We start from the raw sequence: 22,685 nt of genomic DNA on the forward strand, positions 1-22,685 counted from the left end.
GCAATGTTAGAAGCAGAATAACTATTGACTGAATTATTGACGGCTTAGGCGAAGCGCATCTGGGCGGCCAAAATGTGCTTGCAGGGGCCGCGCTGGCCCTGCAGGCCGCTAAACCAGGGGCAGGTGCAGCGGGCCGGCTCACTGCCGCCCACCAGCACGGTGTGCCACACATCGGTGCCGCGCACCCGGGCTTCGGTGCGGCCCCCGGCCCCCACGCCCACCAGCTGCACGTCGTCGGCGGCATCGAGCAGGGCCCGGGCGTTTTTCAGGCGGGGGTTCAGGCCCAGGATGCGGCCCAGCTTGAAGGGCAGGCGGCGGTAGAAGTGCTGGTTATCGGCTAGGTCGAAGCCCAGCAGGCCCATGGCCGAGAGGCTGGCGCAGAGCCGGTCGACGGTGTTGGGCGCCAGGTCGTTTTCCAGTGCAAACACGCTGGGATTAAACACCTCGTTGCCCCGGAACAGCCGGTTGGCCCCCGCCACCCACTCGGCGGGCAGCTCCTCCATCAGGGTGTCGAGCTGGTTGCCCTCCCCGGAAAAGCCCCGCCACACGTCGGCCGATAGGGCCAGCAGAAACCGCTGCCCGCCGCCCAGCTCCAGCACGAAGGCCGAAGACTGCCCGTCGGGAGTGGCGTACACGCGCAGGGCCTCACAGAGCGGGAGCAGGCCTTCCAGCAGCCGCAGCCGGTGCACGCCGCCCACCCGCACGGCGCCGGCGCTGCCCACCGGCGAAAAGCTGGGCCGGGGGCCGCGCAGCACCAGGAAAAAGTCGGTTTTGGCCGTGCCGGCGGGCAGGCCCTGCACCAGCTGCAGGGCCTGCACCCGGGTCAGGCGCAGCTTTTCCTCCATCAGGGCCAGGTAGGCCTGCACGCTGGTCAGGCCCTTAATCCACCGCTCGGGCAGGGTTACTTTGCGCTCCACCACCTTGCCGGCGGCCCGCTCCAGGGTTACTTCCTTGTCGCCGACGGAGAGGATAACCGGCTCGGTGCGGGCAATGCGGGCCAGGGCGTTGACCATGGGCTCGTTGAAGTCGACGTTGGTGGTGCCGCTGCTCAAGAACTCGCCGTCGAGGGCTTCGGAGTTCAAGTCGAGGCGGGCGTAGACGCCGTTGCACGACGAGAAGGCCTCGAAGCGCAGCTGCCCGGCCCCGGCCGTCACGATGGGGTCGCGCAGGGCGGCACTCTGGGGCACGAAGCGCGAGGCCACCACTTTTGCTAAGGTGCTTAGGCCCCGGGCCGCCAGCCAGGAGTCGCGCAGGCGGCCCCAGAAAAAGCAGGCCGAGCCGGTAGCCGTGGCGGCCTGCTCCTCGGCAAAGGCGGACAAGAGTAAGGAATTGCCCTCCGGACGGGCTTCCAGGGCGGAAGGGCGGGCATAGGCATACGCAAAGTCAGACATGGCAAAGGCGTTAGATTAGGACTCTAAGGTAAGCGTTGGGGTTTACATTTACTAACTTTTTTAGTATATACTGGAGTGTGACCGACTAAGTTTTGCTAGTTAGGTTAGTTGAGCGGGGCGGGCTAACCGGAGTAGTCACATCGGCCTGCGCCTGGGCCGTAGCGTGGGCTGCGGGGGCCGCCAGATAAGGAGAGACGGAGCGCATAAGGGTATGTGCGCTACTTCGGCGCGTCAGGCCGACCCCAGGCCGACAGCTCGCTGGCAATGGGAATCAGCTGGCATTGCAACGAGGCCACGCGAGACGTCTCCCGCTGGTCGACAGGACGGCTTGAAGGCTGGGCAGGGGCAAGGTCGCCGCTGGGATGGGCCGGCGGGCCGGGCCGGCGCTGCAAAACAGGTCATGCACGGGGAGGTTATGGGCAAACCGAAATTTATATAGCAAGAACTGAATAATGGTTCTTAATACGGACACGATTCCGTATTGGCCGACCGCAAAACCCGTATTTGCCAGGTATTAGCCCGCTGCAATGTCCCGTAGAAAAGGTCCAGCCCCGGTGGTTCGGGAACCTCACTCCACTACCAAAACCATTTCACCACTATGTTTTATCACGATAGAGAACTCCAGTACAAAGTCCGGGTCGAGAAGCCCAACCCCACCTTTGCGCGCATGCTGCAGCAGGCCATCGGCGGCATCGAGGGCGAAATCCGGGTGTGTCTGCAATACCTGTTTCAGGCCTGGGGCACCCGGGGCCCGGTGAAGTACCGCGACATGCTGCTCGAAACCGGCACCGAGGAAATGGCCCACATTGAGATGCTGGCCACGGCCGTGGCCCTCAACCTGGAAGGAGCCCCCACCAGCCTCAAGGATGAAATGGCCAAGGACAAGATGATCGGGGCCGTGCTCGGCGGCATGGACCCGCGCCACTTCCTCTCCGCGGGCCTGGCCGCCATGGCCGTCGACTCCAACGGGGTGCCGTTTAACGGCTCCTGGGTGGTGGGCAGCGGCAACACGGCCGCCGATATGTACGCCAACGTCATGGCCGAAAGCACCGGCCGGGTCCTGGCCACCCGCCTCTGGGAAATGACCGACGACCCGGGCATGAAGGACATGCTGAGCTTCCTCATTGCCCGCGACACAATGCACCAGAACCAGTGGCTGGCCGTCATCGAGGAGCTGGGCGGCGTGCAGGGCGTGCACCCGATTCCCAACTCCTTCCCCCAGGCCAAGGAGGTGCAGGACTTCAACTACGCCTTCGTGAGCACCTACATCAACAGCGGCGACGGCAACACGCCGGCCGGCCGCTGGACCCAGGGCCAGTCCATCGACGGCAAGGGCGAGTTCCACGTGGTGAAGGCCCAGCCCCTGGGCGGGGAGCCCAAGCTGGCCCCACCCGTGCCCGAGGGCCACGCCCAAACCGAGCAGATGACCCTGACCGACACCATCATCGGCAACATCAAGGACACGCTCAGCTAAGCCCCGCTTGCGGCATTGAAAAGCCCCACCGACTACGTGTCGGCGGGGCTTTTTTAGGTTCCAACGGGTGGCGTGCCCCCGGCGTGCCCCGCCTGCCTTCCGTAATCGGCCAGGCGGGGCGCGTTGGAGAAGTAACCAAGCTCCGGCACCAGTGCCTGAAGGGGTAAGAAGGCCCGGAACACCTTCGGCACCGGTGCCGGGCTTCTGTTAGGCACCTGGCCGATAGGCGGCACCGGTGCCGGACGTATACCGGGCTTCCTGCAGAGCTCCGGCACCGCTGCCGAAGGTGTTCCCACTATTCGGCAGACAGCTGGCACCGGTGCCGGAGCCTTCCCGGATACCCGGTAGGCTCCGGGCACCGGTGCCGGACTTACTCGGCTGGGTTAGTAGGGGGTGGTGTTTTTTTGCGGCCCGCCGTCCGCTGAGTATTACGCTTCGGCAGCAGCGCATAGTTGAAGTACGTGGAGGCCTTAGCTGGCTCGCGGCGGTGCACGTAGAGGGCAGTGCAGTGCACGTCCCAGAGGGCATCGGCCAGTGCCAGCGCGTCGGGGCCCAGGTCCGAGATGGTGTCTTGCACGGCCTTTTGACCCCGGTTTTTGACGGTAGTGGCCTCCGTGTAAACCGCCAACAGGGCCTTGGTTTGGGCACCGGCAGTTTGCAAGGCCGCGTCGGAGTGCTCTTCCAGCTGCTGCACGTAGGCGGCAAAGCGGGTGAGGCGCTTGGTTTTGGCGGCCCCGGTAAGGCCGATGAGCTTGTCGGGATAAAACAGGACCTCCTCGGCGGGGTGTTCGAGAAAGCGGGGCTGGAGCAGCCTGATATTGTTGATCTGCACCAGCTTTTTGAGGTCCTCGAAGGCCTCGTTCTCCGTTTGGGTGCCGCGCTGGCGCTGCCCGCTGCCCGTGGTGCGCCCGCGCAGGCCCAGGCGAAACTGGTCGAGGGCGGCTTGCAGGGCCGGGCGCTCGTCGCGCAGGAGCTTAGCTACCGAGGCGGGCTTGAGGGCCTCCAGGGTAAAGTCGGCAAAGGCCGCGAACGTGTCGCGGGAGGCGCGCAGGCGCCGGAAATGGTTGTCGTACCGTTCGTCGTACATAACGGGGGTAGGGGAAGAAGGTAAAGGATAAGACAAGTGGCCGGAGCGGGGATAAGCGCGGTGTGTAACGGGGCCCGGGCCAGGCGGATAGGGTAGCGGTAAGTAGTTGAAAGGTTAGCAGAAAAACGGAATAGTGCAATAGGGTAGGTGCGTTGGAGAGAAAGTATTTTCGCCGGAACTTTACGGGGTTAACCTCGCGCGTATCTGACCCTATTGCATGCAACACATCTTCTCTCGGCTGGTTGGCCTTAGCTTGCTGCCGGCGCTGACTTTTGCCCAAGCGCCCACGCTGGTTACCCGCCTGCCCGCGGCCAATGCCCCGGCCGCCCCGCGCCAGGACGGCGTGACGCTCACCTTTTCCGAAGCCATGAGCGCCCAGACGGCCGCCCCCGATGCCGTGCGCGTGGTAAGCCAGTGGCGCGGCCTGCTGCCAGGCACCTACCAGGGCGGCGGCACCAGTACCATCCGCTTCGTGCCCGACCGGTACTTCCTGCCGGGCGAACCCCTGAGCGTAGGCGTGACCAGCCAGGCCCGCAGCCAGGCCAATGGTACGGCCGTGGTGCCCAGCCAGTACCAGTTTACGGCCCAGGCCCCCACCGGCACGGCCCGCTTTGCCGCCGAATTTGAATCTGTCGGGGTGGGCTCCAACCCGCGCGCGGTGGCCACGGGTGATTTTAATGGTGATGGGCGGGTCGATTTGGCCGTGGCCAACCAAGGCAGCAATACGGTGAGCATCCGCTTGGGCACGGCTAGCGGCACCTTCACCAACGCTGCCGATGTGGCCACGGGCAGTGCTCCTCAGAGCGTGGCCGTAGCCGATTTTAACGCTGACGGTAAACTGGATCTGGTTACGGTTAACAACGGAAGTCACAACACCAGTATCCGCCTGGGGGTAGGCAACGGCACTTTCACCTCGGCTCCCGATGTGGCCGTGGGCAATTTCCCGAGCAGCGTGGCCGTGGGCGACTTCAACGGGGATGCCAAACCGGACCTGGCCGTGACCAACCCACCGAACAATACGGTGAGCATTCGGCTGGGCGCAGGCAATGGCACCTTCACCAGTGCCGCCGATGTGACCGTGGGTGCCAGCTCCAACAGCGTGGTGGTGGCCGACTTCAACGCTGACGGCAAGACGGACCTCGCCGTGCTTAATCAAAACGACCTCCTGAATATTCGGCTGGGCAGGGGTAACGGCACGTTCACCAATGCTGCCGACGTGGCCACGGGCACGCTCACCTACAGCGTAGCAGTAGGCGACTTCAACGGGGATGCCAAACCGGACTTGGCGGTAGCCAACTACAATAGCAACAACGTCCTCATCCGGCTGGGCATGGGCAACGGTACCTTCACCAGCGCCGCCAGTGTAACCGTGGGCACGAATCCGCAGAGTGTAGCCGTGGGTGACTTTAACGCCGACGGCAAGACCGACCTGATGACGGCCAACTACGGCGCCGCTACCGCCTCGGTGCGCCTGGGGGCGGGCAACGGCACCTTCACCGGCACCAATGAAGTAGTAGTGGGCTCTTTTCCCTACGCCATAGCCGTGAGCGACTTGAATGGGGACAGCAAAACTGACTTCGCCGTAACCACTCTCGGCAGTATGTCGGTCAGCATTCGTTTGGGCGCTGGTACGGGCGCTTTTAACGGCACTACTGATGTGGCCGTGGGCACGAATCCGAGAGGCGTAGCGGTGGGCGACTTCAACGCCGACGGCAAACCGGATGTGGCCACGCCTAACTCCGGCAGCAATACCGTCAGCATCCGCCTGGGCACGGGTAACGGCACTTTCACGTCGGCTGCCGATGTGGCCGTGGGCTCTTTTCCAAGCAGTGCAGCAGTAGGCGACTTCAACGGGGATGCCAAATTGGACCTGGCCGTGGCCAACCAAAGCAGCAACACGGTGAGCATCCGCTTGGGTACGGGCACGGGTACCTTTACTAACGCCGCCGATGTCGCCGGGAGCGGCAACCCAAGCTACGTTGCGCTGGGCGACTTCAACGCCGACGGCAACTTAGACATAGCCGTGGCCAACTACGCTAACAGTGTCTTGAGTATTCGCTTGGGCACGGGCTCGGGCACCTTCACCAGCGCCGCCGATGTCGCCGTTTACCCTACCCCTTCCGGCGTAGCGGTGGGCGACTTCAACACCGACGGCAAACTTGATCTGGCAGTGGCTAATGTGAGCACCAACTTGGTGAACATCCGTCTAGGCGTCGGCAACGGCACGTTTACCACCGGTACCGATGTAGTGGTGAATGGTGGTTCCGACGGCGTAGCCACCGGCGACCTGAACGGCGACGGTAAACTGGACCTGGCAGTGGTCAAATCCAGCAGTAACTCGGTCCGGATCCTGCTCGGTACCGGCTCAGGTACCTTTAGCAGCGTTACCGACTTGTCTGCCGGCAGCAATCCCAGGAGCGTGGCCTTGGGCGACCTGAACGCCGATGGCAAACTGGATTTGGCGGTGGTGGGTAGTGCCAATAACCTCTCGGTGCTCCTGGGCACGGGTACCGGCGCCTTCACCAGCGCTGGCGACGTAACTGTGGGCATCGGCCCTATTAGCGTGGCCTTGAGCGACTTTGATGGTGACGGTCGAACGGATGTTGCCACGGCCAACGCCAACGGCAGTACACTGAGTGTCCGCCTGGGTACGGGCACGGGCACCTTCACCACTGCCCCCACCAATGTATCCATAGGCAGCAGCCCTAAACAAGCTGTCTTTGGCGACCTGAATGCTGATGGCAAACTGGATATGGCCGTAGCCAATAGCAGCTCCAGCACGGTGAGCATCCGCCTGGGGGTGGGCAACGGCACCTTTACTAGTGCCGCCGACGTGTTTGTGGGCAGCACCCCCATTGGCGTAGCTCTGGCCGACCTGAATGCTGACGGCAAGCTAGATCTGATTGTCGCCAACTCTGGTTCTAATAACCTATCAGTGCGCCTGGGCGTGGGCAACGGCACTTTTACCAACGCGGCCGACGTGGCTATGGGCACCAATCCACAGAGCGTGGCCGTGGGTGATTTCAATGCCGACGGCAAAGCCGACCTCGTTATAGCTAACTACGGCGCCGCTACCGTCTGGGTGCGCCTGGGGGTGGGCAACGGCACCTTCACTAGCGCCGCCAATGTGTCCGTGGGCACCAATCCGCAAAGCGTAGCCGTGGGCGACTTCAACGCCGACGGTAAAGCCGATTTCGCCGTCGCCAATACGGGCAGCAATACGGTGAGCGTCCGTCTGGGGGTAGGCGATGGCACTTTTACCAATGCCGCTAATATCAGCTCCGGCTCGCTTACCCGTAGCCTCGCGTTAGGCGACTTAAATGCTGACGGTAAGTTGGATATAGTAGTGGCCCGCAGCAGCACTATGAATATTTGGCTAGGTGCAGGCAACGGTACTTTTACCACAACCGCCGACATACCCGCGCCCTCAGGCCCAGTGAACGTTGCCCTGGGTGACTTAAACGCCGACGGTAACGTGGACCTTCTAACCACCACCACCAGTAGCACCGTGGCAATACGTTTGGGCTCGGGCACTGGAGCCGTTACGGGAAGCCTCGAAGTGTCCGTGGGCACCGACCCTTTTAGCGTGGCTGCGGGCGATGTGGACGGCGACGGCGATTTGGACATAATGGCATCAAATAACACGGCCAACTCGGTGAGCATCCGCCTGAACGGGGGCGGTACCACGGGCGCCGCCATCCCGCTGCCAGTACAGCTGACGCAGTTTACGGCCCGCCGTCAGGATGCACAACAGGTGCAGCTGCGCTGGGCCACGGCCTCCGAACTGAGCAGCCGCGGTTTCACCGTAGAGAAAAGCTACGACGGGCACCAATGGCAGCGCCTGGCCTTCGTAGCCGGCCATGGCACCACTACTACCGCCCACGACTATACCTACCTTGATGCCGAAGCCGGCGCGGCCTACTACCGCCTCGTGCAACAGGACCAGGACGGCACCGAAACGCACTCCCCGGTACGCTACGTGTCCGGCGGCCCGGCCCCGGCGCTACAACTCTTCCCCAACCCGGCCACTACCGCCACGGTGCAGCTGCTGGGCGCCGACGTGGCCGCCGAGGTGCAGCTGCTGAGCCTGCAGGGCCAGGTGCTGCGCCGCTTTGCCGCCGGCACCACGCAGCTGGACTTGCCGGGGCTGCCAGCCGGGCTTTACCTGGTGCGCAGTGGTCAGCAGGCCGTCCGCCTCATGGTGCAGTAAGTGCAGCACGTACGGCCACGGTTAAGAAAGTCCGCTGCTTGTTTTACCCAGTTCTGCACAAAAAAAGGGTCAGCTACCGAGCTGACCCTTTTTGCTGGTTACTGCTTGCTGATGCGGACCGTGACGGGCCCGCCGGGGCCGCTGTAGCGCAGCAGGTACTGCCCGCAGCTAAGGCCGGCCACGTTGAGGCGGGTACTCTGGCTGCCGGCGGCGCAATGCACCACGGCCACACGCTGGCCCAGCAGGGAGTAGAGGGCCACTTCGGCCCCGGCGCCGGCCGCCGGGTGCACCACGGTCAGCTGCTCGACGGCCGGGTTGGGGTAAAACTGCAGCACGCTGCTACGGGCGGCCCGGGTGCTGCTGACCACGCCGGCCTCGCCCTTCACCACCACGTGCTTGAGCGTGGCAAAGCGGGTGGCGGTGGTGGTCGAGCCGCAGCTGAAGTACACCCGGAAGCTGAGCGTCTGGCCCGGCTGCAGCGTGACGCCGGTGGCCCCGGCCAGGGCCAGGCGGTAGGGGCTGCTGGCGTTGGTGGTGAGGATAGGGGTGGTAAAGCCCCCGTTGGCCGTGCTCAGCAGCGCGCCACCCGGGCCCCGCCCCCCGCTCACGTCGGCCGAATCAGCCGTGAAGCCCGACTTCGACCAGACCACCGCCAGCTTGGTGTTGCTGGTCGAGCCCGTAACGTAGGCGCTGAGCAACACTGAGTCGAGGCGCGTGGGGCTGCCGGCCGTGCCGCTCACCGTGAACTGCTCGTAGTAAGTGCGGCTCAGGTTGCCGCCGTTGCCACCCACGGCCGCCGTCCAGCCCCCGTCGGCCGAGGGCGCAAAGGCCTGGCCGTAGCGGGTAGAGTAGGGTGGAATAGTGGCCGTAGCCGAGCCGTTGGAAAGCTGAAACTTGCGGAAGGTGGGCACACTGGCTACTATTCGGCTGGAGCGCACGGCCGTGCTGTCCTGGGGGGTGCGCGTGAGGGGCCACCAGAGCAGCGGTACCGACTGCGGTAGCGCGGCGGCCTGGGTGGTGCCCGTCACGGCCACCGCCTGACTGGCCGCGCCGGGGCTGCTGAGAGTAATATTGCCGGCGGAAGTGCCCCCGGTGGTTGCATTCAGCCGCACGCTGATGCTGGTGCTGGCGATGCTGCCGGTAGCGCCCGGGTTGAGCGTCAGCGGGGCGCTGCTGCCCAGCCAGGTGGCGCCGCCGTTGGCCGACACCTCAAAGCCGGCCGGCGGGGCAAGGAGCAGCCCGCTCGTCAGGTTTTCGGCGGCCACCAGGAAGCTTTGCGCGGCCGAGGGCTGCCCGCCGCCCTGCGCAAAAGCCTGTAGCGCGCCGGTGGTGGTAATGGTCGGCGTGCTCGAAATCTGCAGCGTGTCGGTGACGTGGGTAGCCAGGCCGGCTTTGGAAGCCCGCACGTAGTAGAAGTACGACGAGCCGGCGGCCGGCACGGGGTCCGTGGTGCCGAAGTTGATGTTCGTGGCGACGGTCGAGGTGGTGGAGTACAGCGGGGTGTAGGTGCCGCGGCGGGTGCTGCTGCGGAATACCTGGTACTGCACGCCGGCAATGGGCCAGCTCAGGTTCCAGGTGATGGTGGAAGGAGCCGTAGCGGTACCTTTCACGGCCCAGAAGTTCGACACGGCAATGTCGGGGGCTTGGTGGCCGCAGAAGTTGGGCACCACCGCGCAAGGGTCCCAGCTGCCGAGCACGGCCGCGCGGGTGTACAGCGCGGTGTCGGCGTCGGTGAGCTGAATCGACCAGGGCACCCGCTGGCTGACGTTGACCGGGTTGCCGCTGAAGTCCCGGCTTTTGTACTCGGCGTACTGAATAACGCTGGTCACGGTGCCGGCGTCCCACACCTGCCAGCCGACGGGCTTAATGGTGCTGCCCATCGTCGTATTCAGCCACACGACTTTGGTGTGGGACCGGTCGGTGGGCGTCGAGCCGGAGTCGTTTTGCCAGGGGCGGCCCAGGGTGTAGGTCGTCGTGCCCCGGTTGTCGGGAATAAGGCAATTGCGGAACACGAAGCCGTAGGGCAGGCCGGGCTGGGTGTTGGCGGCCGTGATGTAGCCGCCGCTGCCCCCGTCGCGCCGGGTGCGCGGGTAGATGATGCAGTGCTCAAACACGCCCCGGCCGGCCCCGAAGATAAAGTCGACCACGCCGTCGATGTAGCACTCCTTGAAGTAGCTGCGGTTGCCGGCCTGGGAGTTGAGCTGCATCGTGTCCTGCCCACCCAGGAAGCGGCAGTTCTTGAAGGCCACCCGGTCGCCGGTGATGTACATGGCCAGACCCTGCGGGGCGTCGCCGTAGGTATTCTCGAAGGTGATGTTCAGCGCGCTGACGTCGGAGGCGTTGATGATAAAGCTGGACGAGTTGCCGGGAAACGAGGGCGTGTTGGCGTCGTTCCACGACAGGATGGTGCCCGCTACACTTTCGCCGATAAACTGCAGGAAAGGCTTGTTGGCCGGCACCGTCACCTTTTCGCGGTACTTGCCATTCCTGATGAAGATGGTGTAGGGCGTGGTGCGGCCGGTGGGCGCCGCGTTGATGGCCGCCTGCACGGTGGTGAAGCTGCCCGTGCCGTCCTTGGCCACCACGGCGTTGTAGGTTTGGGCGCGGGCACTCAGGCTTAGCAGCAGCAGGCTCAGTACGGCCCAAAAGTGAGCAGCACGGCCCCCGCGGGAGAGGCACAGGGAGGAGAGGTTTGGCATAAGAACGGGGCTTGGCGTTGGGTGGAATCCACCTTAATACTACCCCGATAACGATTCGAACAACCACCAGTCCAGCTCTTTATTCGCGCAATCGTTGCCGGGAACGTTGCCGCTGTTGCCCAACCTGGCCGCCCGGCTTGCGGTGGAGCACTCTAGCGCGTAACGGCCGGCCCTCACTCGCCGGGGCCGGCCGTTGGCAATAGAAGAGAAGTGCACGGCTGCGGACTTCAGCCCAGCTGGTCTAGCCTTGTAATTAAGGGCCCGGCCGGCGTTAGAAACTCCGCTCGTAGCTGATGGCGGGCAGAAAAGGGAAGAGGCTCAGCTGCTTGAGTTGCCGGAGGCCCTCGGGGGTTTGGTCGTAGTAGATATAGTAGGGGTTGTGGCGGCTGTAGGCGTTGTAAGCACCCAGGCGCCAGATTCGCTCCCCGTGTTGCACGGCCTTGGTGAAGGTAGCGCCCACGTCGAGGCGGTGGTAGGCCCGCATCCGGAAGCTGTTCTTGGGGCCGTAGATTTCGGCTTCGCGGTAGTCGTAGCGGTTGGCGGGGATGTAAGACTTGTCCGTGTAGCCGTAGCTAGGGCTAATGACGTTGTAGTTAGCCTGGGCCAGGGTCAGGGCGTTGCCGGTGCCGTACACCCAGGTGGCCGACAGCGTGAGGCGGGCACTCAGGGCGTAGATAACCACGATGGAGGCATCGTGGCGCCGGTCGTACTTATAAGGATACCACTGCTGGTCGTTGAGCTGGTCGAAGCGCCGCTCGTTGCGGGCCAGGGTGTAGCCCACCCAGCCGGTGAGGCGGCCGGTTTTGCGCTGCACCAGCACTTCCAAACCCTGCACCCGCCCTTGCCCGCCCGTTACTACCTTGTCCTGCCAGTCCTGGGAGCTGTTGTAGAACGTGGCCCCTTCCCGGAACTCAATCAGGTGGCGCAGGCGCTTGGCAAAGGCTTCGACGCTAACTTCCAGGCCCCATTGGGGAAGCGTACGGGCCACGCCCAGCGCTACCTGCTGGGCCTGCTGGGGCGCTACCCGGGCCGTGGCGGGCACCCATAAGTCGGTGGGCAGGCCGGCGCCGTTGTTGGAGAGCAGGTGCAAATACTGCTGCATGGCGGCGTAGGAGGCTTTCAGGGCCGTATGCTCGCCCACCAGCCAGGTGGCCAGCACCCGGGGCTGCAGACTGCCAAACGAGCGGCCAGCCACGGTGTAGCGCACGGCCCGCAGGCCCAGATTCGCCGACAGGCGCGCCCCTAGCCGGATTTCGTCCTCGGCGTACCCGCTTAGCTCCAGGGCCGCCACCTGGCTCGAACCGAAGGTGGTATCCTGGGTGGCCGTGGTGGTGCGGGTAGTGAAAAAGTTGACGCCGGGCGTAAAGCCGTGGCGGATAATGCTGGCCCCAAACCGCACCTGGTGCCGGGGGCTGGGGTAGTAGTCGAAATCGGCTTTGAGCTGCGCGTCCTGGACGCCGGAGGTGAACTGGGCCTCACTGTCCTCGGTGCGGGTGCTGCCCGGGGAGTTGTCTTCCAGGTGGTAGTCCTGGCCGTTTTCGTAGCGGAAGCGGGTAAAGGCCGCCGTGGCGTTGCCAAACAGGCGGGGCGTCAGCTCCCGGTTCCAGCGCACCGAGGCCAGGGCGTTGCCGAAGCGCAGGTTGCTGCCGCCCTGGTAGGTGAAGTTGCCCTGGGCGCCGCGCACGGTCTGGGGCTTCTGGGTGATAAAGAGCCGGTCGCCGCCCAAATACAGCGCGGCAAATACCTGGTCACGCGGGGTGAGCTGGTGGCTGACTTTGGCGCTGGCGTCGTAAAAGGAATAGCCCACCACGCTCTTGCCGCCGGAAGAACGGGCGCTGGCCAGCCGCGAAAACAAGTCCAGGTTGCCGCGCCGACCCGAGACGAGAAAGGTCGTCTTGCCCTTGTTCAGCGGGCCTTCCAGGGCGAAGTGCGTGGCCAGTACGCCCACGCCGGCATTGCCGCTCAGCTTTTGCTTGTTGCCTTCTTTCAGGCGCACGTCCAGCACCGACGACAGCCGGCCTCCGTAGCGGGCCGGAAAGCCGCCCTTGATCAGGCGCACGTCGCTAATGGCGTGGGCGTCGAAAACCGACAGAAAGCCGCCGATGTGGCTCACGTAGTAAATCGGCACGTCGTCGAGCAGGGTCAGGTTCTGGTCGGGGGAGCCGCCGCGCACGTACAGCGCCCCGCTGCCTTCCCGACCCGCCTGCACGCCCGGCATGAGCTGAAAAGCCCGCAGCACGTCGGGCTCGCCGAGCAGGGCGGGCAGCTTACGCAGCTGGGCCACCGGAATCTGCAGGGTACTCATTTCCACCCGCCGCTCCAGCGGGGCCTCCGGCGCGGCCAGCACCCGCACTTCGGCCAGCTCGTTGTCGGCCGTCAGGGCAAAGCTCCGAGTGGCCGTTTGGCGGGCGGGCAGCACCACGGTTTGCCGCTGATAGCCCAGGTAGCTGGCCGTGAGGCGCACCGAGTCCTGGCTGGGCAGAGTCAGGGAATAAAAGCCGGCCGCGTTGGTCGTGGTGCCGGTGGTGCCACTGGCTACGAAGACGGCGGCGCCCAGCAGCTTTTCGCCAGTGCGGGCGTCGCGCACGGTGCCGCTGAGGGTAATCCGGCTTTGGGCGGGGCTAAGGCGGGGGGCGCTGAGCAGCAGTAAAATAAGGCCCGCGGCCCGTAGCGGCCCGCGGCGGAGGATACGGCGGTGCTTCATCTTAGCGGGGGAGCAGGCGCATCGTCTGCTGGGAATAGCCTACCACCACCCCGTAGCCGCCGGCCACGTTGGAATACATGGTGCTGGGGTCCCCCAAAAACAGCAGCTGGTTCAGGTTGTAGGTGTCGCCTTTGGTGCCCTGGTTGTACAGGTGGCGGGTCCAGCTTTTGCGGTACTGGTAATAGGCCCGGCTCACCGTGCGCAGTACCAGCAGCGGGTCCCGGGTAGTGGGTGGGCTGGATCCGCCGCCGCTGTGGCCGTGGGTTAAAAACGAGGCCCGCAGCTCGAAAGCCTGCCCGTTGAAGAGCCGGTCCGAAAAAACCAAAGACTGGGGCTCGTACTCCTTGTCGTCTTCGGCCGTCACCGCCGCGTTGCCCCGGACATCGAGCAAGACGCCCTGGTTTTCCTGGTAGCAGCTGAGCTCGTAGAAGTTCGTCTGGGCGGCCGGGTCGGTGAAGCGCACGACGATAGTGCCCAGCAGCTCATTGTTTCGGTCGGTGCCGGTGGGAAAGGAATACCAGGCTTCGTCGATGGGTACCCGGGCCGGTATCGTGTCGGAGGCCTGCACCGGGGGGTAGCCGTCGAGCTCGGCTTGCAGGGTGTAGGCCGTCTGGCTGGTGGGGGCGGTGGGCAAGGAGTACAGGCCCTTGCCCTGGCTGCTCAGCGGCACGGCGACTTGGCCCGGCACCAGCAGGTAGACCTTGGCCCCGGTCAGTACCCGCGCCGACGAGTCGAGCGGGCTCGTCACGCGGCTCACCTGCACCCGAACCACGCTGTCGGGCGTCAGAATGGAATTGACGACCAACTTCTTCGGCGGCTCCGGCAAATCGGCGTCAATCTGGTCGATACAGCCGGCCAGCAGCAGGGCGAGGCTGCCGGTCAGCAGCAGGGCAAAGGGCTTACAAATTATCCACATACATCAGGCTATACTAGCCCTGCCCTAACGCTGAGCGGCATGGCCTAGTGTAGCCCGTAGTAAATTTGGCTGGGCGCAGCTCCGACCAGGCGTCCATAAGCGGCTAGCCGGCCTCGCAGGGGAATTCACGGAAGTGTACTTGCCCAAAATGCCCCGCCGGTCTGACTCCGGCGGGGCATTTTTCTTAGTCGGCGAGGCTTACTCCGTTACCCAGGTTACTTTCTCCTCGATGGGCTTGCGCAGGTTGCGGCCCGGTTGCTGCTGCACGTAGCCCAGGTAGAAGAAACCCAGCAGCTTGTCCTCGGGACCCAGGCCAAAAAAGGGTTTGGCTTCCTCCGCGTACGTAATGCCGCCCGAGCCCCAGTAGCCGCCCACCCCGTGCGCTACGGCCGATAGGTGCAGGTTCTGCACGGCGCAGGCCACGGCCTCCACTTCCTCGATTTCGGGCAGCACGTGGTGGCGCTTCATGCCAATGGCAATGACGTGGGAGGCCAGCAGCGGATTGGCCGCCAGCTTCTGGGCCTTCTTCTCGTCCACAAACTCCCCGGCCTGCTGCCGGTACAGGTTGGCCTGAAACTCGGCCAGTTTGGCCAGCCCAGCCCCTTTAAACACGACGAAGCGCCAGGGTTCGGTGCGCTTGTGGGTGGGGGCCCAGTTGGCGTTTTCCAGCAGCTGCTGCACAATTTCGTCGGGTATCACGCGGCCGGGCTCAAACTGAACCGGCTGGATGCTGCGCCGGGCGCGGACGAGGGCATCAAACTGGGCGGGTGTGGGTAGCGTGGCGTCGGGGGAGTTGGTCATGGGAAGCAGGATTGAAATAAAAGCAAGGCAAAAAGAACGTCATGCTGAGCGCAGCCGAAGCATCTCTCCCGCCACAGTAATCTAATTACCATTGCGGGAGAGATGCTTCGGCTGCGCTCAGCATGACGGTTGCTCTGGCAAGATAAGCTTAGTGGGCCGGCAGCAGCTTGGGGTCGTCGGGGCCGGGGTTGAGGCGGTCCTGGTCGTGGCCGGGCAGGTTATGGTCGTCGGCGTCGGGCTTGTAGTTGGCTTCCATTTCGGCCAGCTTGGCTTTGCCGTAAGCCAGGCGGGTAATCAGCACGTACAGCACCGGCACGATGAAAATAGCCAGAATAGTAGCCGACAGCATGCCGCCGAGTACCGTCCAGCCGATGGTTTGCCGGCTCTGGGCGCCCGCGCCGGAGGCAAACACCAGCGGCAGCACGCCCAGGATAAAGGCCAACGAAGTCATGACGATGGGGCGCAGGCGCAACCGCACGGCTTCCAGGGTAGCGTCCACCAGCGGCATGCCCTTATCCACCCGCTCCTTGGCAAACTCGATAATCAGAATGGCGTTCTTGGCCGACAAGCCGATGAGGGTAATCAGACCAATCTGGGCGTAGACGTTGTTGGTGAGCTTGGGCAAAAACGTGAGGGCCAGGATGGCGCCGAAGGCGCCCAGGGGCACGGCCAGCAGCACCGAGAAGGGCACCGACCAACTTTCGTACAAGGCCGCCAGGAACAGGAACACGAAGGCAATGGACAAGGCGAAGATGTAGACCGTTTGGCCGCTGGCCAGCTGCTCTTCCCGCGTCAGACCCGAGAATTCGAAGTCGTAGCCCTGGGGCAAGCTCTGGGCGGCCACTTCCTTGAGGGCCGCAATGGCGTCGCCGGAGGAATAGCCGGGGGCCGGGTTGCCGTTGATTTCGGCCGAGCGGAACAGGTTGTAGTGCGAAATCAGCGGGGCGCTTTCGGTGCGCTTGTACGTCGTGAGCGTGCTTAGCGGCACCATGCCGCCGCTGCTGTTGCGCACGTAGTACTGGCCCAGGTTCGAGATGTCGGCGCGGTACATGCTGTCGGCCTGGGTCACGACGCGGAAGTTGCGGCCGTAGACGGTAAAGTCGTTCACGTAGGCCGAGCCCAGGTAGGTGCGCAGGGCCGTGCCGATGTCGGAAATGGAGACGCCGAGCTTCTTGGCTTTCTCCCGATCAATGGTGAGCTGGTAGCCGGGCGTGTTGGCGGTGAAGAACGAGAACGGGGCCGCAATTTCGGGCCGCTTGCGCAAGGCGCCCAGGAAGTTCTGGAGCTGGGCGTCGAAGTTCTTGATGTCGCCGCCGGCCTCGCGCTCCTGGAGCACGAACGAGAAGCCGCCGGTGTTGCCCAGGCCCGGAATAGCGGGCGGGGAAATGACCACCACGTTGGCTTCCCGCAGGCGGCTCAGGCGCTGGGTCACCGTGGCAATCAGGCCCTGGAGCTGCACTTCCTTGTCTTTGCGGTCTTCCCAGGGCTCGAGCTGGCAGAATACGGTGCCGCTGTTCGACTTGGACGAGAAGTTTACCGCGTTCAGGCCGCCCAGGCCGGCGTAGTGGGCAATGCCCTTCACCTGGCTGAGCTCCTTCATAATCTCGTGCAGGGTGCTCACCGTGCGCTCGGTCGAGGACGCCTCGGGCAGGTTGAAGGTCACGATGAGGCGGCCTTCGTCCTCGGTCGGGATAAAGCCCGAGGCCTTATTCTTGAACAGCAGGCCCGTGCCGGCCACGATGCAGAGCAGGATAATGACCACGAAGCGGGCATTCTTGATACCACGCTGCACGCCGTTGCCGTACTTGCCCGTCACCTTGTCAAACCAGGTGTTGAACTTGTAGAAGAACTTGTCGAGGCCCGTCGAATTCTCGTCGCGCTTGTGGGGCTTGAGCAGCAGCACGCACAAAGCCGGCGTGAGCGACAAGGCCACGAAGGCCGAGATAATCACCGAAATGGCAATGGTGATGGCAAACTGCTGATACAGGCGGCCGGTGATGCCGGGAATAAAGCCCACGGGCACAAACACCGCCGCCAGAATGAGGGCAATGGCAATAACGGGCGCCGAAATCTCGCGCATGGCCGCCAGCGTGGCGTCCAGCGGCGAGAGGCCCCGCTCGTTCATGTTGTGCTCCACGGCTTCCACCACCACAATGGCGTCATCGACCACAATGCCGATGGCCAGCACAAAGCCGAACATGGTCAGGGTGTTGATGGTGAAGCCCAGGGGAATAAACATGATGAAGGTGCCGATGATGGACACCGGAATGGCCAGCACCGGAATCAGGGTGGAGCGCCAGCTCTGCAAAAACAGGTACACCACCACGATGACCAGCAGCAGGGCCTCCACCAGGGTGTGCAGCACCTCGTTGATGGACACTTTCACCACCGAGGCGGCCTCAAAGGGAATCACGTAGTCGAGGTCGGTCGGAAACTGCTTCTTGAGCTGGTTCATGGTCGTCACCACGTTCTGGTAGGTTTGCAGGGCGTTGGCGCCGGGGGCCTGGTACACGAGCAGGTAGGCGGCCCGCTTGCCGTCCACGAAGGAGTTGCTCGAGTAGTTGAACTTGCCCAGCTCCACCCGGGCCACATCCCGCAGGTACACCACCGAGCCGTCGTCGGGCCGGGTTTTGACCACGATGTTGCCGAACTCCTCGGTCGTGGTCAGGCGGCCTTTCACGAACACGATGTACTCAAAGGTCTGCCCGGTCTGGGCGGGCGGGGCCCCAATGGAGCCGGCCGCAATCTGGGCGTTCTGCTCCTGAATGGCGGCCGTCACTTCCTGGGCCGTTACGCCCAGCTGGCTGAGCTTGTCGGGGTTGAGCCAGACGCGCATCGAGAAGTCGTCGGCCCGGCTCACGATGTCGCCCACGCCCTTGGTGCGCAGCAGCGCGTCCTTGATAAAGACGTTGGCGTAGTTGTCGAGAAAGGTCGTGTTGTGGCTGCCTTTGGGGGCGTACATGGCCACCAGCATCAGAATGCTGGGGTTGCGCTTGCGCACCACCAGGCCCAGGCGCTGTACTTCCTGGGGCAGCGTCGGCTGGGCGATACCCACGCGGTTCTGCACGTCGAGGGCGGCGATGTTGATGTCGGTCCCGACCTCAAAGTTCACCGTCATGCTCATCTGCCCGTTGCTGGTGCTGTTGCTTTGCAGGTAGGTCATGCCCGGCGTGCCGTTGACCTGCACTTCCACGGGCGTGGCCACGGTTTGTTCCACAGTCTGGGCGTCGGCGCCGGTGTAGGTGCCGCTCACCGATACCGTGGGCGGCGTGATTTCCGGGTACTGCCCCACGGGCAGCTTCAGGATGGCCAGCACCCCGACCAGCACAATCACCAGGGAGGTGACGATGGCCGTAACGGGGCGCCGAATAAAGGTTTCTGCAATCATTAGTACTGCTCGTAAGGCTGTTCAGGGCGTAGCGAAGACCAAAACGGTCTTAGCTAAGGCAATTTTGGTCTTAGCTAAGACCATTTCGGCGATACCTAAGACCGTTTTGGTCTTAGCTAAGGCATTTTCGGTCTTAGCTATCGGTGTTTTGGTCTTCGCTAAGACCATTTCGGCGATACCTAAGACCAAAACGGTCTTAGCTAAGAGTGTTTTAGTGATTCGAATCGGTGTTTTGCTCAAACGAGTGAGCATTTTGGTCACTCGTTTGGCTGTTTTGGTCACTCGTTTGACCGATTTGCTCAAACGAGTGAGCGTTTTGGTCACTCGTTTGGCTGTTTTGCTCAAACGAGTGAGCGATTTGGTGACTCGTTTGAGCAAATCGGTCAAACGAGTGACCTAACTAGTCGTTCGGGCGGGGTCAACCACCCCGCCCTGCGGGCACTCCTCCTCATCTGAGGAGGGGAGTGGGAGCTACTTGGCGGCGGTGGGGGCAGGGGCCGGAGCGGCGGTTGTAATCTGGCCGCCGTCGCGCAGGCGGTTCAGGCCTTCGGTTACCACTTTGTCGCCCTCCTTGATGCCTTCCATAATCACAATCTGGTCGCGCAGGCGGGGGCCGAGCTGCACCTTGCGCTGCACGGCCTTGCTGGAGTCGCCGGCGATGAAGACGAAGTTTTCACCCATCTGCTCGACCACGGCCTTGAAGGGAACTACGAGGCGGCGGCCCGACTGCCGGTTGAGCACCCGCAGCACGGCGCTCAGGCCGTCCTTGAGCTGGCGCTTAGGATTGCCGAACTGCACCCGGATCTGCACGGTCCCGGTTTGCTGGTTTACGCCCCGGTCGATGGCCAGAATCTTGCCCGGCTGGTCGTAGCGGGTGCCGTCGGGCAGCACCAGGCGGAAGGTGGAGTCGGACTTGCCGCCGCTTTGGCGCTGCAAGTCCACGAAGCGGGCCAGATCAGCCTCGGTAATCACGAAGTCGACGCCCATCGGGTCCTCCCCGCTGATGGTGTTGAGCAGCGTCGAGCCCGGACTCACCTGGGAGCCCAGGCGCACCTGCGAAATGCCGATGCGGCCCGAGAACGGGGCCGTAATCAGGGAGTAGCTGAGGTCGGTGCGGGCCGCGGCCACGCCGGCCTGGGCCACGGCCACCTGGCTCTGGGCCGTGGCGTAGGCCGTGGCGGCGTTGTCCACTATCTGGCGGGCAATGGCATCCTGCTGAACCAGGCGCTGGTAGCGGTCCAGGTTCACCTTGGCGTTCTGGACCACGGCCTGGGTGCTGCGCAGGCCGGCCAGGGCCTGCTGGTAGGCGGCCTGGTACTTGCGCCGGTCGATTTCGTAGAGCGTTTTGCCCTTCGTCACCACGTCGCCTTCCTTGAAGAAGATGCCGGTGATAAAGCCCGCCACCTGGCTGCGCAGCTCCACGTTGTTGATGGCCACCACGGTAGCCGGATACTCGTCGTAATACACCGCGTCGGTGGTGCGGGCCGCTACCAGGGTCACGGGCGTGGCCGGCGGCGGACCGGCGGCCTTGTCGGCCTCTTTGGAGCCGCAGCTGGCGAAGGTCAGCAGGCCGGCAGCGTAGGAGAGGGCAAGAATTGTTCTTTTCATATCGGGTAATTCTATTCTATAGAGCTCAGAGGGTAGAACTCAGAACTTAGAAGCAGGAAAAGCAGAAACGGAGGGTGTTGGCGAAGCCCAGAATACAGGCTTTGGGTAGACTTGAATGGTCTAAGCTCTAACTTCTGGGCTCTGAGTTCTTTAATAAGAAACCGGCAGGCTGCCCTGGGCGCGCAGCAGGTCTACTTTGCTGCTGAGCACTTGGAACAGGGCGCTGTAGTAGTTGAGCTGGGCGGTGCGCAGCGTGGTTTGGGCCACAATCACGTCGAGGTAGGTCTTGATGCCTTCCCGGTACTGCAAGTCCACCACCGAGTACACTTCCTTCGACAAAGCCAGGTTGCGCTGCCCAATCAGGTAGTCGGTGTAATAGCCCTTGTACGTGGCCAGGGCCTGCTCAAACTCGGTGTTGATCCGGTTGCGGGTGGCAATAATGTCCTGGTCGAGGCGCTGGTCGCCGAGCCGGACGCGGCGCAGGTTCTGCAGGCGCCGCCCGCCCTGGAAGAGGGGCAGGCTCAGCTGCAAGCCGGCGTAGGAGCTCGGGAAGCGCTGGCTGTACAAGTCGCCCAGGTTGTTGTTCTGGAAGGCCGCGTTGTAGTTGCCGAAGGCCGATACCGACGGCAGAAAGCCCCAGCGGTAGTAGCTGATCTGGGCTTCCTGCAGGGCCTTCTGGGTCTGGAGCTGCTGGATTTCGATGCGGTTGGCCGATTCCACGGCCACGGCCGTATCCACCACCGCGTCCTGCATCAGGCGCAGCGTGTCGTACTGCAAGGCCAGGGGCTGCACGCCGGCCAGGCCCATAAGCTCCTTGAGGTAGGCCGACTTGGCCTTGATGGCCTCCACGGCCTGCTTGCGGGCCACGATGGAGTTGTTGAGCAGGATTTCGGCCTGCTTGTAGTCAATCTTATCCACGATACCGGCGTCGTAGCGGGCCTTGGCGTCCTTGAGGCTGCGCTGCAGCCGCACGATATCCTCGCTGAGCACGTCGAGCTGGCGCTGGCTGAGGAGCACGTCGTAGAACGCCTTGCTCACCCCGCTCACCACGTCGATGCGCACGTTGGTGGAGTTTTGCTGGGCCAGCTGCCGGGCGGGCCGGGCGCTGCGCAGGGCCAGTTGCACGTCGTTGTTGTAAAGGGCCTGGGTGGCGCCTAGGCCCACGGTGGAGGTATTGCGCAGGCCAATCTGGCGCGGTACGTTCACGCCCTCGGCGTTGGGAAACACGGTGTAGGGCAGCTGGAAGTAGTGCTGACCGGTGGCGTTGAGGCTGAGCTGGGGCAGCCAGCCGGCCAGCCCGATGCGGATGTTGGCCTCGGCGGTTTCCTCATCGATGCGGGCCTGGCGCAGCAGGGGCTGATTTTGGAGGGCAAACTGCAGGCACTGCTCCAGTGTGTAGGGCCCGGTAGGCGGGGGCGCGGTGGGCTGGCCCAGGGCCAGGAAAGGGGCAAGCAGAAAAAGGCCTAGCAACGACCAAATAGCTTGTTGATTTTTTTTCATAGCGGGCAAACTAAACGACTCCGTTAGGAGGCGCACACGGGTGCAGACCCCGGCCGAGGGCCGGGAAGCACAGAGAATAAGCGTAGGGTGCCGGGCGCGGGAAATGGGTGGGAGCCCGGCGCGGCGGTAGAATAGAACGGCGTGCAGCCGGCGCGGCGGTCTGGGGCCCGGGGCGCAGTGCTGCGGAGTAAAAGCGGCAGCGGGCACGTTTTGCCCCGGCCAGCTGCTTTCGCCAGGGAGCGGAAGCAGCCACAAGCCTGTTAAACCGAAGTGCCGCGGAAAAGTTATGCGGTTTGGTTGCCAGACTCATGTAGCCCCGGCTCCGGTGGCTAAGTGGTTCCAAAGTCGGCCGGCGGGGGCCGGGGTTGCACGCGGCAAGCCGGGGCGGGCATGTATCCCGGCGGGCCCGGCCTGCGTATGCGGCTCGAAAGAGCCGACTTTCTCCCCTAGTATGCACCTGTTGTCTCCCTCTCCGCTGGTCGACTTATCCTACCGGTCCGATTTACATATTCTGGTCATGCGCTGGCTGGCCACCACCCACGAGGCCGAGGTCAAGCGCATTTACCGGGCCGTGGAGGCCGTAACCGAGCAGCAGTGCCGGTTCTGGCTGATTGACGCCCGTCGCCGGCCCAGCTTTCTGCCCGGCGTTACCCAGTGGCTGTTCGAGGAGTTTGCTCCCGCCGTAGCGGCCAAGTTTGGCGGGCCATTGCACTTCAGCTATCTGGTGTCGCCCGAGCATTTGGCCGGGGCCCAGGAGTTTTTGCAGACCCAGGTGCTGCCCGGCGGCCCCGGCTTGCCTTACCGGCTGCACTACGCCACCGACGAGGGCAGCGCTACCGAGTGGCTGCTGCAGGCCCAGGCCGCGCCGGCCACGGCAAGTCCGCAGTAAGACCCGCGGCCGGCTAAC

At 63.8% G+C, this 22,685-nt stretch carries 13 protein-coding genes; 3 read left to right on the forward strand and 10 right to left on the reverse strand.

The annotated features are described in order from the left end of the window. Positions 1-44: 44 nt before the first annotated feature. A complete protein-coding gene (locus CLV45_RS01210; protein ID WP_100334576.1) occupies positions 45-1,391 on the reverse strand; it encodes an SWIM zinc finger family protein in 1,347 nt (448 codons plus the stop codon). Between the two features lie 598 nt (positions 1,392-1,989). Between CLV45_RS01210 and CLV45_RS01215 the strand changes: the two genes are divergently transcribed. Further along, positions 1,990-2,865, forward strand: a complete 876-nt coding sequence (locus tag CLV45_RS01215) for a manganese catalase family protein (RefSeq protein WP_100334577.1) — start codon at positions 1,990-1,992, stop codon at positions 2,863-2,865. Positions 2,866-3,235: 370 nt separating this feature from the next. Here CLV45_RS01215 and CLV45_RS01220 read toward each other — a convergent pair whose 3' ends face one another. After that, entirely contained in the window at positions 3,236-3,952 is a 717-nt protein-coding gene (locus CLV45_RS01220; RefSeq protein ID WP_100334578.1) for a hypothetical protein, read from the reverse strand. A gap of 217 nt (positions 3,953-4,169) precedes the next feature. Between CLV45_RS01220 and CLV45_RS01225 the strand changes: the two genes are divergently transcribed. Next, positions 4,170-8,162, forward strand: a complete 3,993-nt coding sequence (locus CLV45_RS01225; RefSeq protein ID WP_100334579.1) for a T9SS type A sorting domain-containing protein — start codon at positions 4,170-4,172, stop codon at positions 8,160-8,162. A 98-nt stretch (positions 8,163-8,260) separates the two neighbouring features. On the opposite strand, the gene CLV45_RS01230 is transcribed toward CLV45_RS01225, so the two are convergent. The 8 genes from CLV45_RS01230 to CLV45_RS01265 all read right to left on the reverse strand — a co-directional run bounded on the left by CLV45_RS01230 (position 8,261) and on the right by CLV45_RS01265 (position 21,778). Next, positions 8,261-10,861, reverse strand: a complete 2,601-nt coding sequence (locus CLV45_RS01230) for a pectinesterase family protein (RefSeq protein WP_100334580.1) — start codon at positions 10,859-10,861, stop codon at positions 8,261-8,263. Between the two features lie 271 nt (positions 10,862-11,132). Then, positions 11,133-13,565: a TonB-dependent receptor gene (locus tag CLV45_RS01235; protein ID WP_100334581.1), complete on the reverse strand. Its 2,433-nt coding sequence runs from the start codon at positions 13,563-13,565 to the stop codon at positions 11,133-11,135. A 1-nt stretch (position 13,566) separates the two neighbouring features. Then, positions 13,567-14,481 carry a DUF4249 domain-containing protein gene (locus CLV45_RS01240; protein WP_100334582.1) on the reverse strand — a complete coding sequence of 305 codons (915 nt, stop codon included), beginning with the start codon at positions 14,479-14,481 and terminating at the stop codon, positions 13,567-13,569. 198 nt (positions 14,482-14,679) lie between these two features. After that, the gene (locus CLV45_RS01245) at positions 14,680-15,282 is read right to left on the reverse strand and encodes a nitroreductase family protein (protein ID WP_100334583.1); all 603 of its coding nucleotides are present in this window, start codon (positions 15,280-15,282) and stop codon (positions 14,680-14,682) included. A gap of 148 nt (positions 15,283-15,430) precedes the next feature. Then, positions 15,431-18,670, reverse strand: coding sequence for an efflux RND transporter permease subunit (locus CLV45_RS01250; RefSeq protein WP_100334584.1), 3,240 nt, complete (start codon positions 18,668-18,670; stop codon positions 15,431-15,433). A 21-nt stretch (positions 18,671-18,691) separates the two neighbouring features. Continuing rightward, positions 18,692-19,057 (reverse strand): hypothetical protein, encoded by a 366-nt coding sequence (locus CLV45_RS01255; protein ID WP_157807216.1) that lies wholly within the window; start codon positions 19,055-19,057, stop codon positions 18,692-18,694. 84 nt (positions 19,058-19,141) lie between these two features. Next, on the reverse strand, positions 19,142-20,278 hold the full coding sequence (locus tag CLV45_RS01260; protein ID WP_100334586.1) for an efflux RND transporter periplasmic adaptor subunit: 1,137 nt from the start codon (positions 20,276-20,278) through the stop codon (positions 19,142-19,144). 150 nt (positions 20,279-20,428) lie between these two features. Further along, positions 20,429-21,778 carry a TolC family protein gene (locus CLV45_RS01265; protein ID WP_100334587.1) on the reverse strand — a complete coding sequence of 450 codons (1,350 nt, stop codon included), beginning with the start codon at positions 21,776-21,778 and terminating at the stop codon, positions 20,429-20,431. 451 nt (positions 21,779-22,229) lie between these two features. Here CLV45_RS01265 and CLV45_RS01270 point away from each other — a divergent pair, with 451 nt between their 5' ends. Beyond that, positions 22,230-22,667, forward strand: coding sequence for a hypothetical protein (locus CLV45_RS01270; RefSeq protein ID WP_157807217.1), 438 nt, complete (start codon positions 22,230-22,232; stop codon positions 22,665-22,667). Positions 22,668-22,685 lie beyond the last annotated feature (18 nt).

This window comes from Hymenobacter chitinivorans DSM 11115, assembly GCF_002797555.1.
Classification (GTDB): Bacteria; Bacteroidota; Bacteroidia; order Cytophagales; family Hymenobacteraceae; genus Hymenobacter; species Hymenobacter chitinivorans.

Excerpts from the sequence above, each read along its gene's own strand:
- CLV45_RS01220 (WP_100334578.1), bottom strand. The coding sequence starts at position 3,952 with ATGTACGACGAACGGTACGACAACCATTTCCGGCGCCTGCGCGCCTCC.
- CLV45_RS01225 (WP_100334579.1), top strand. The coding sequence starts at position 4,170 with ATGCAACACATCTTCTCTCGGCTGGTTGGCCTTAGCTTGCTGCCGGCG.
- CLV45_RS01240 (WP_100334582.1), bottom strand. The coding sequence starts at position 14,481 with ATGTGGATAATTTGTAAGCCCTTTGCCCTGCTGCTGACCGGCAGCCTC.
- CLV45_RS01230 (WP_100334580.1), bottom strand. The coding sequence starts at position 10,861 with ATGCCAAACCTCTCCTCCCTGTGCCTCTCCCGCGGGGGCCGTGCTGCT.
- CLV45_RS01215 (WP_100334577.1), top strand. The coding sequence starts at position 1,990 with ATGTTTTATCACGATAGAGAACTCCAGTACAAAGTCCGGGTCGAGAAG.
- CLV45_RS01245 (WP_100334583.1), bottom strand. The coding sequence starts at position 15,282 with ATGACCAACTCCCCCGACGCCACGCTACCCACACCCGCCCAGTTTGAT.
- CLV45_RS01260 (WP_100334586.1), bottom strand. The coding sequence starts at position 20,278 with ATGAAAAGAACAATTCTTGCCCTCTCCTACGCTGCCGGCCTGCTGACC.
- CLV45_RS01210 (WP_100334576.1), bottom strand. The coding sequence starts at position 1,391 with ATGTCTGACTTTGCGTATGCCTATGCCCGCCCTTCCGCCCTGGAAGCC.
- CLV45_RS01235 (WP_100334581.1), bottom strand. The coding sequence starts at position 13,565 with ATGAAGCACCGCCGTATCCTCCGCCGCGGGCCGCTACGGGCCGCGGGC.
- CLV45_RS01250 (WP_100334584.1), bottom strand. The coding sequence starts at position 18,670 with ATGATTGCAGAAACCTTTATTCGGCGCCCCGTTACGGCCATCGTCACC.
- CLV45_RS01270 (WP_157807217.1), top strand. The coding sequence starts at position 22,230 with ATGCACCTGTTGTCTCCCTCTCCGCTGGTCGACTTATCCTACCGGTCC.
- CLV45_RS01265 (WP_100334587.1), bottom strand. The coding sequence starts at position 21,778 with ATGAAAAAAAATCAACAAGCTATTTGGTCGTTGCTAGGCCTTTTTCTG.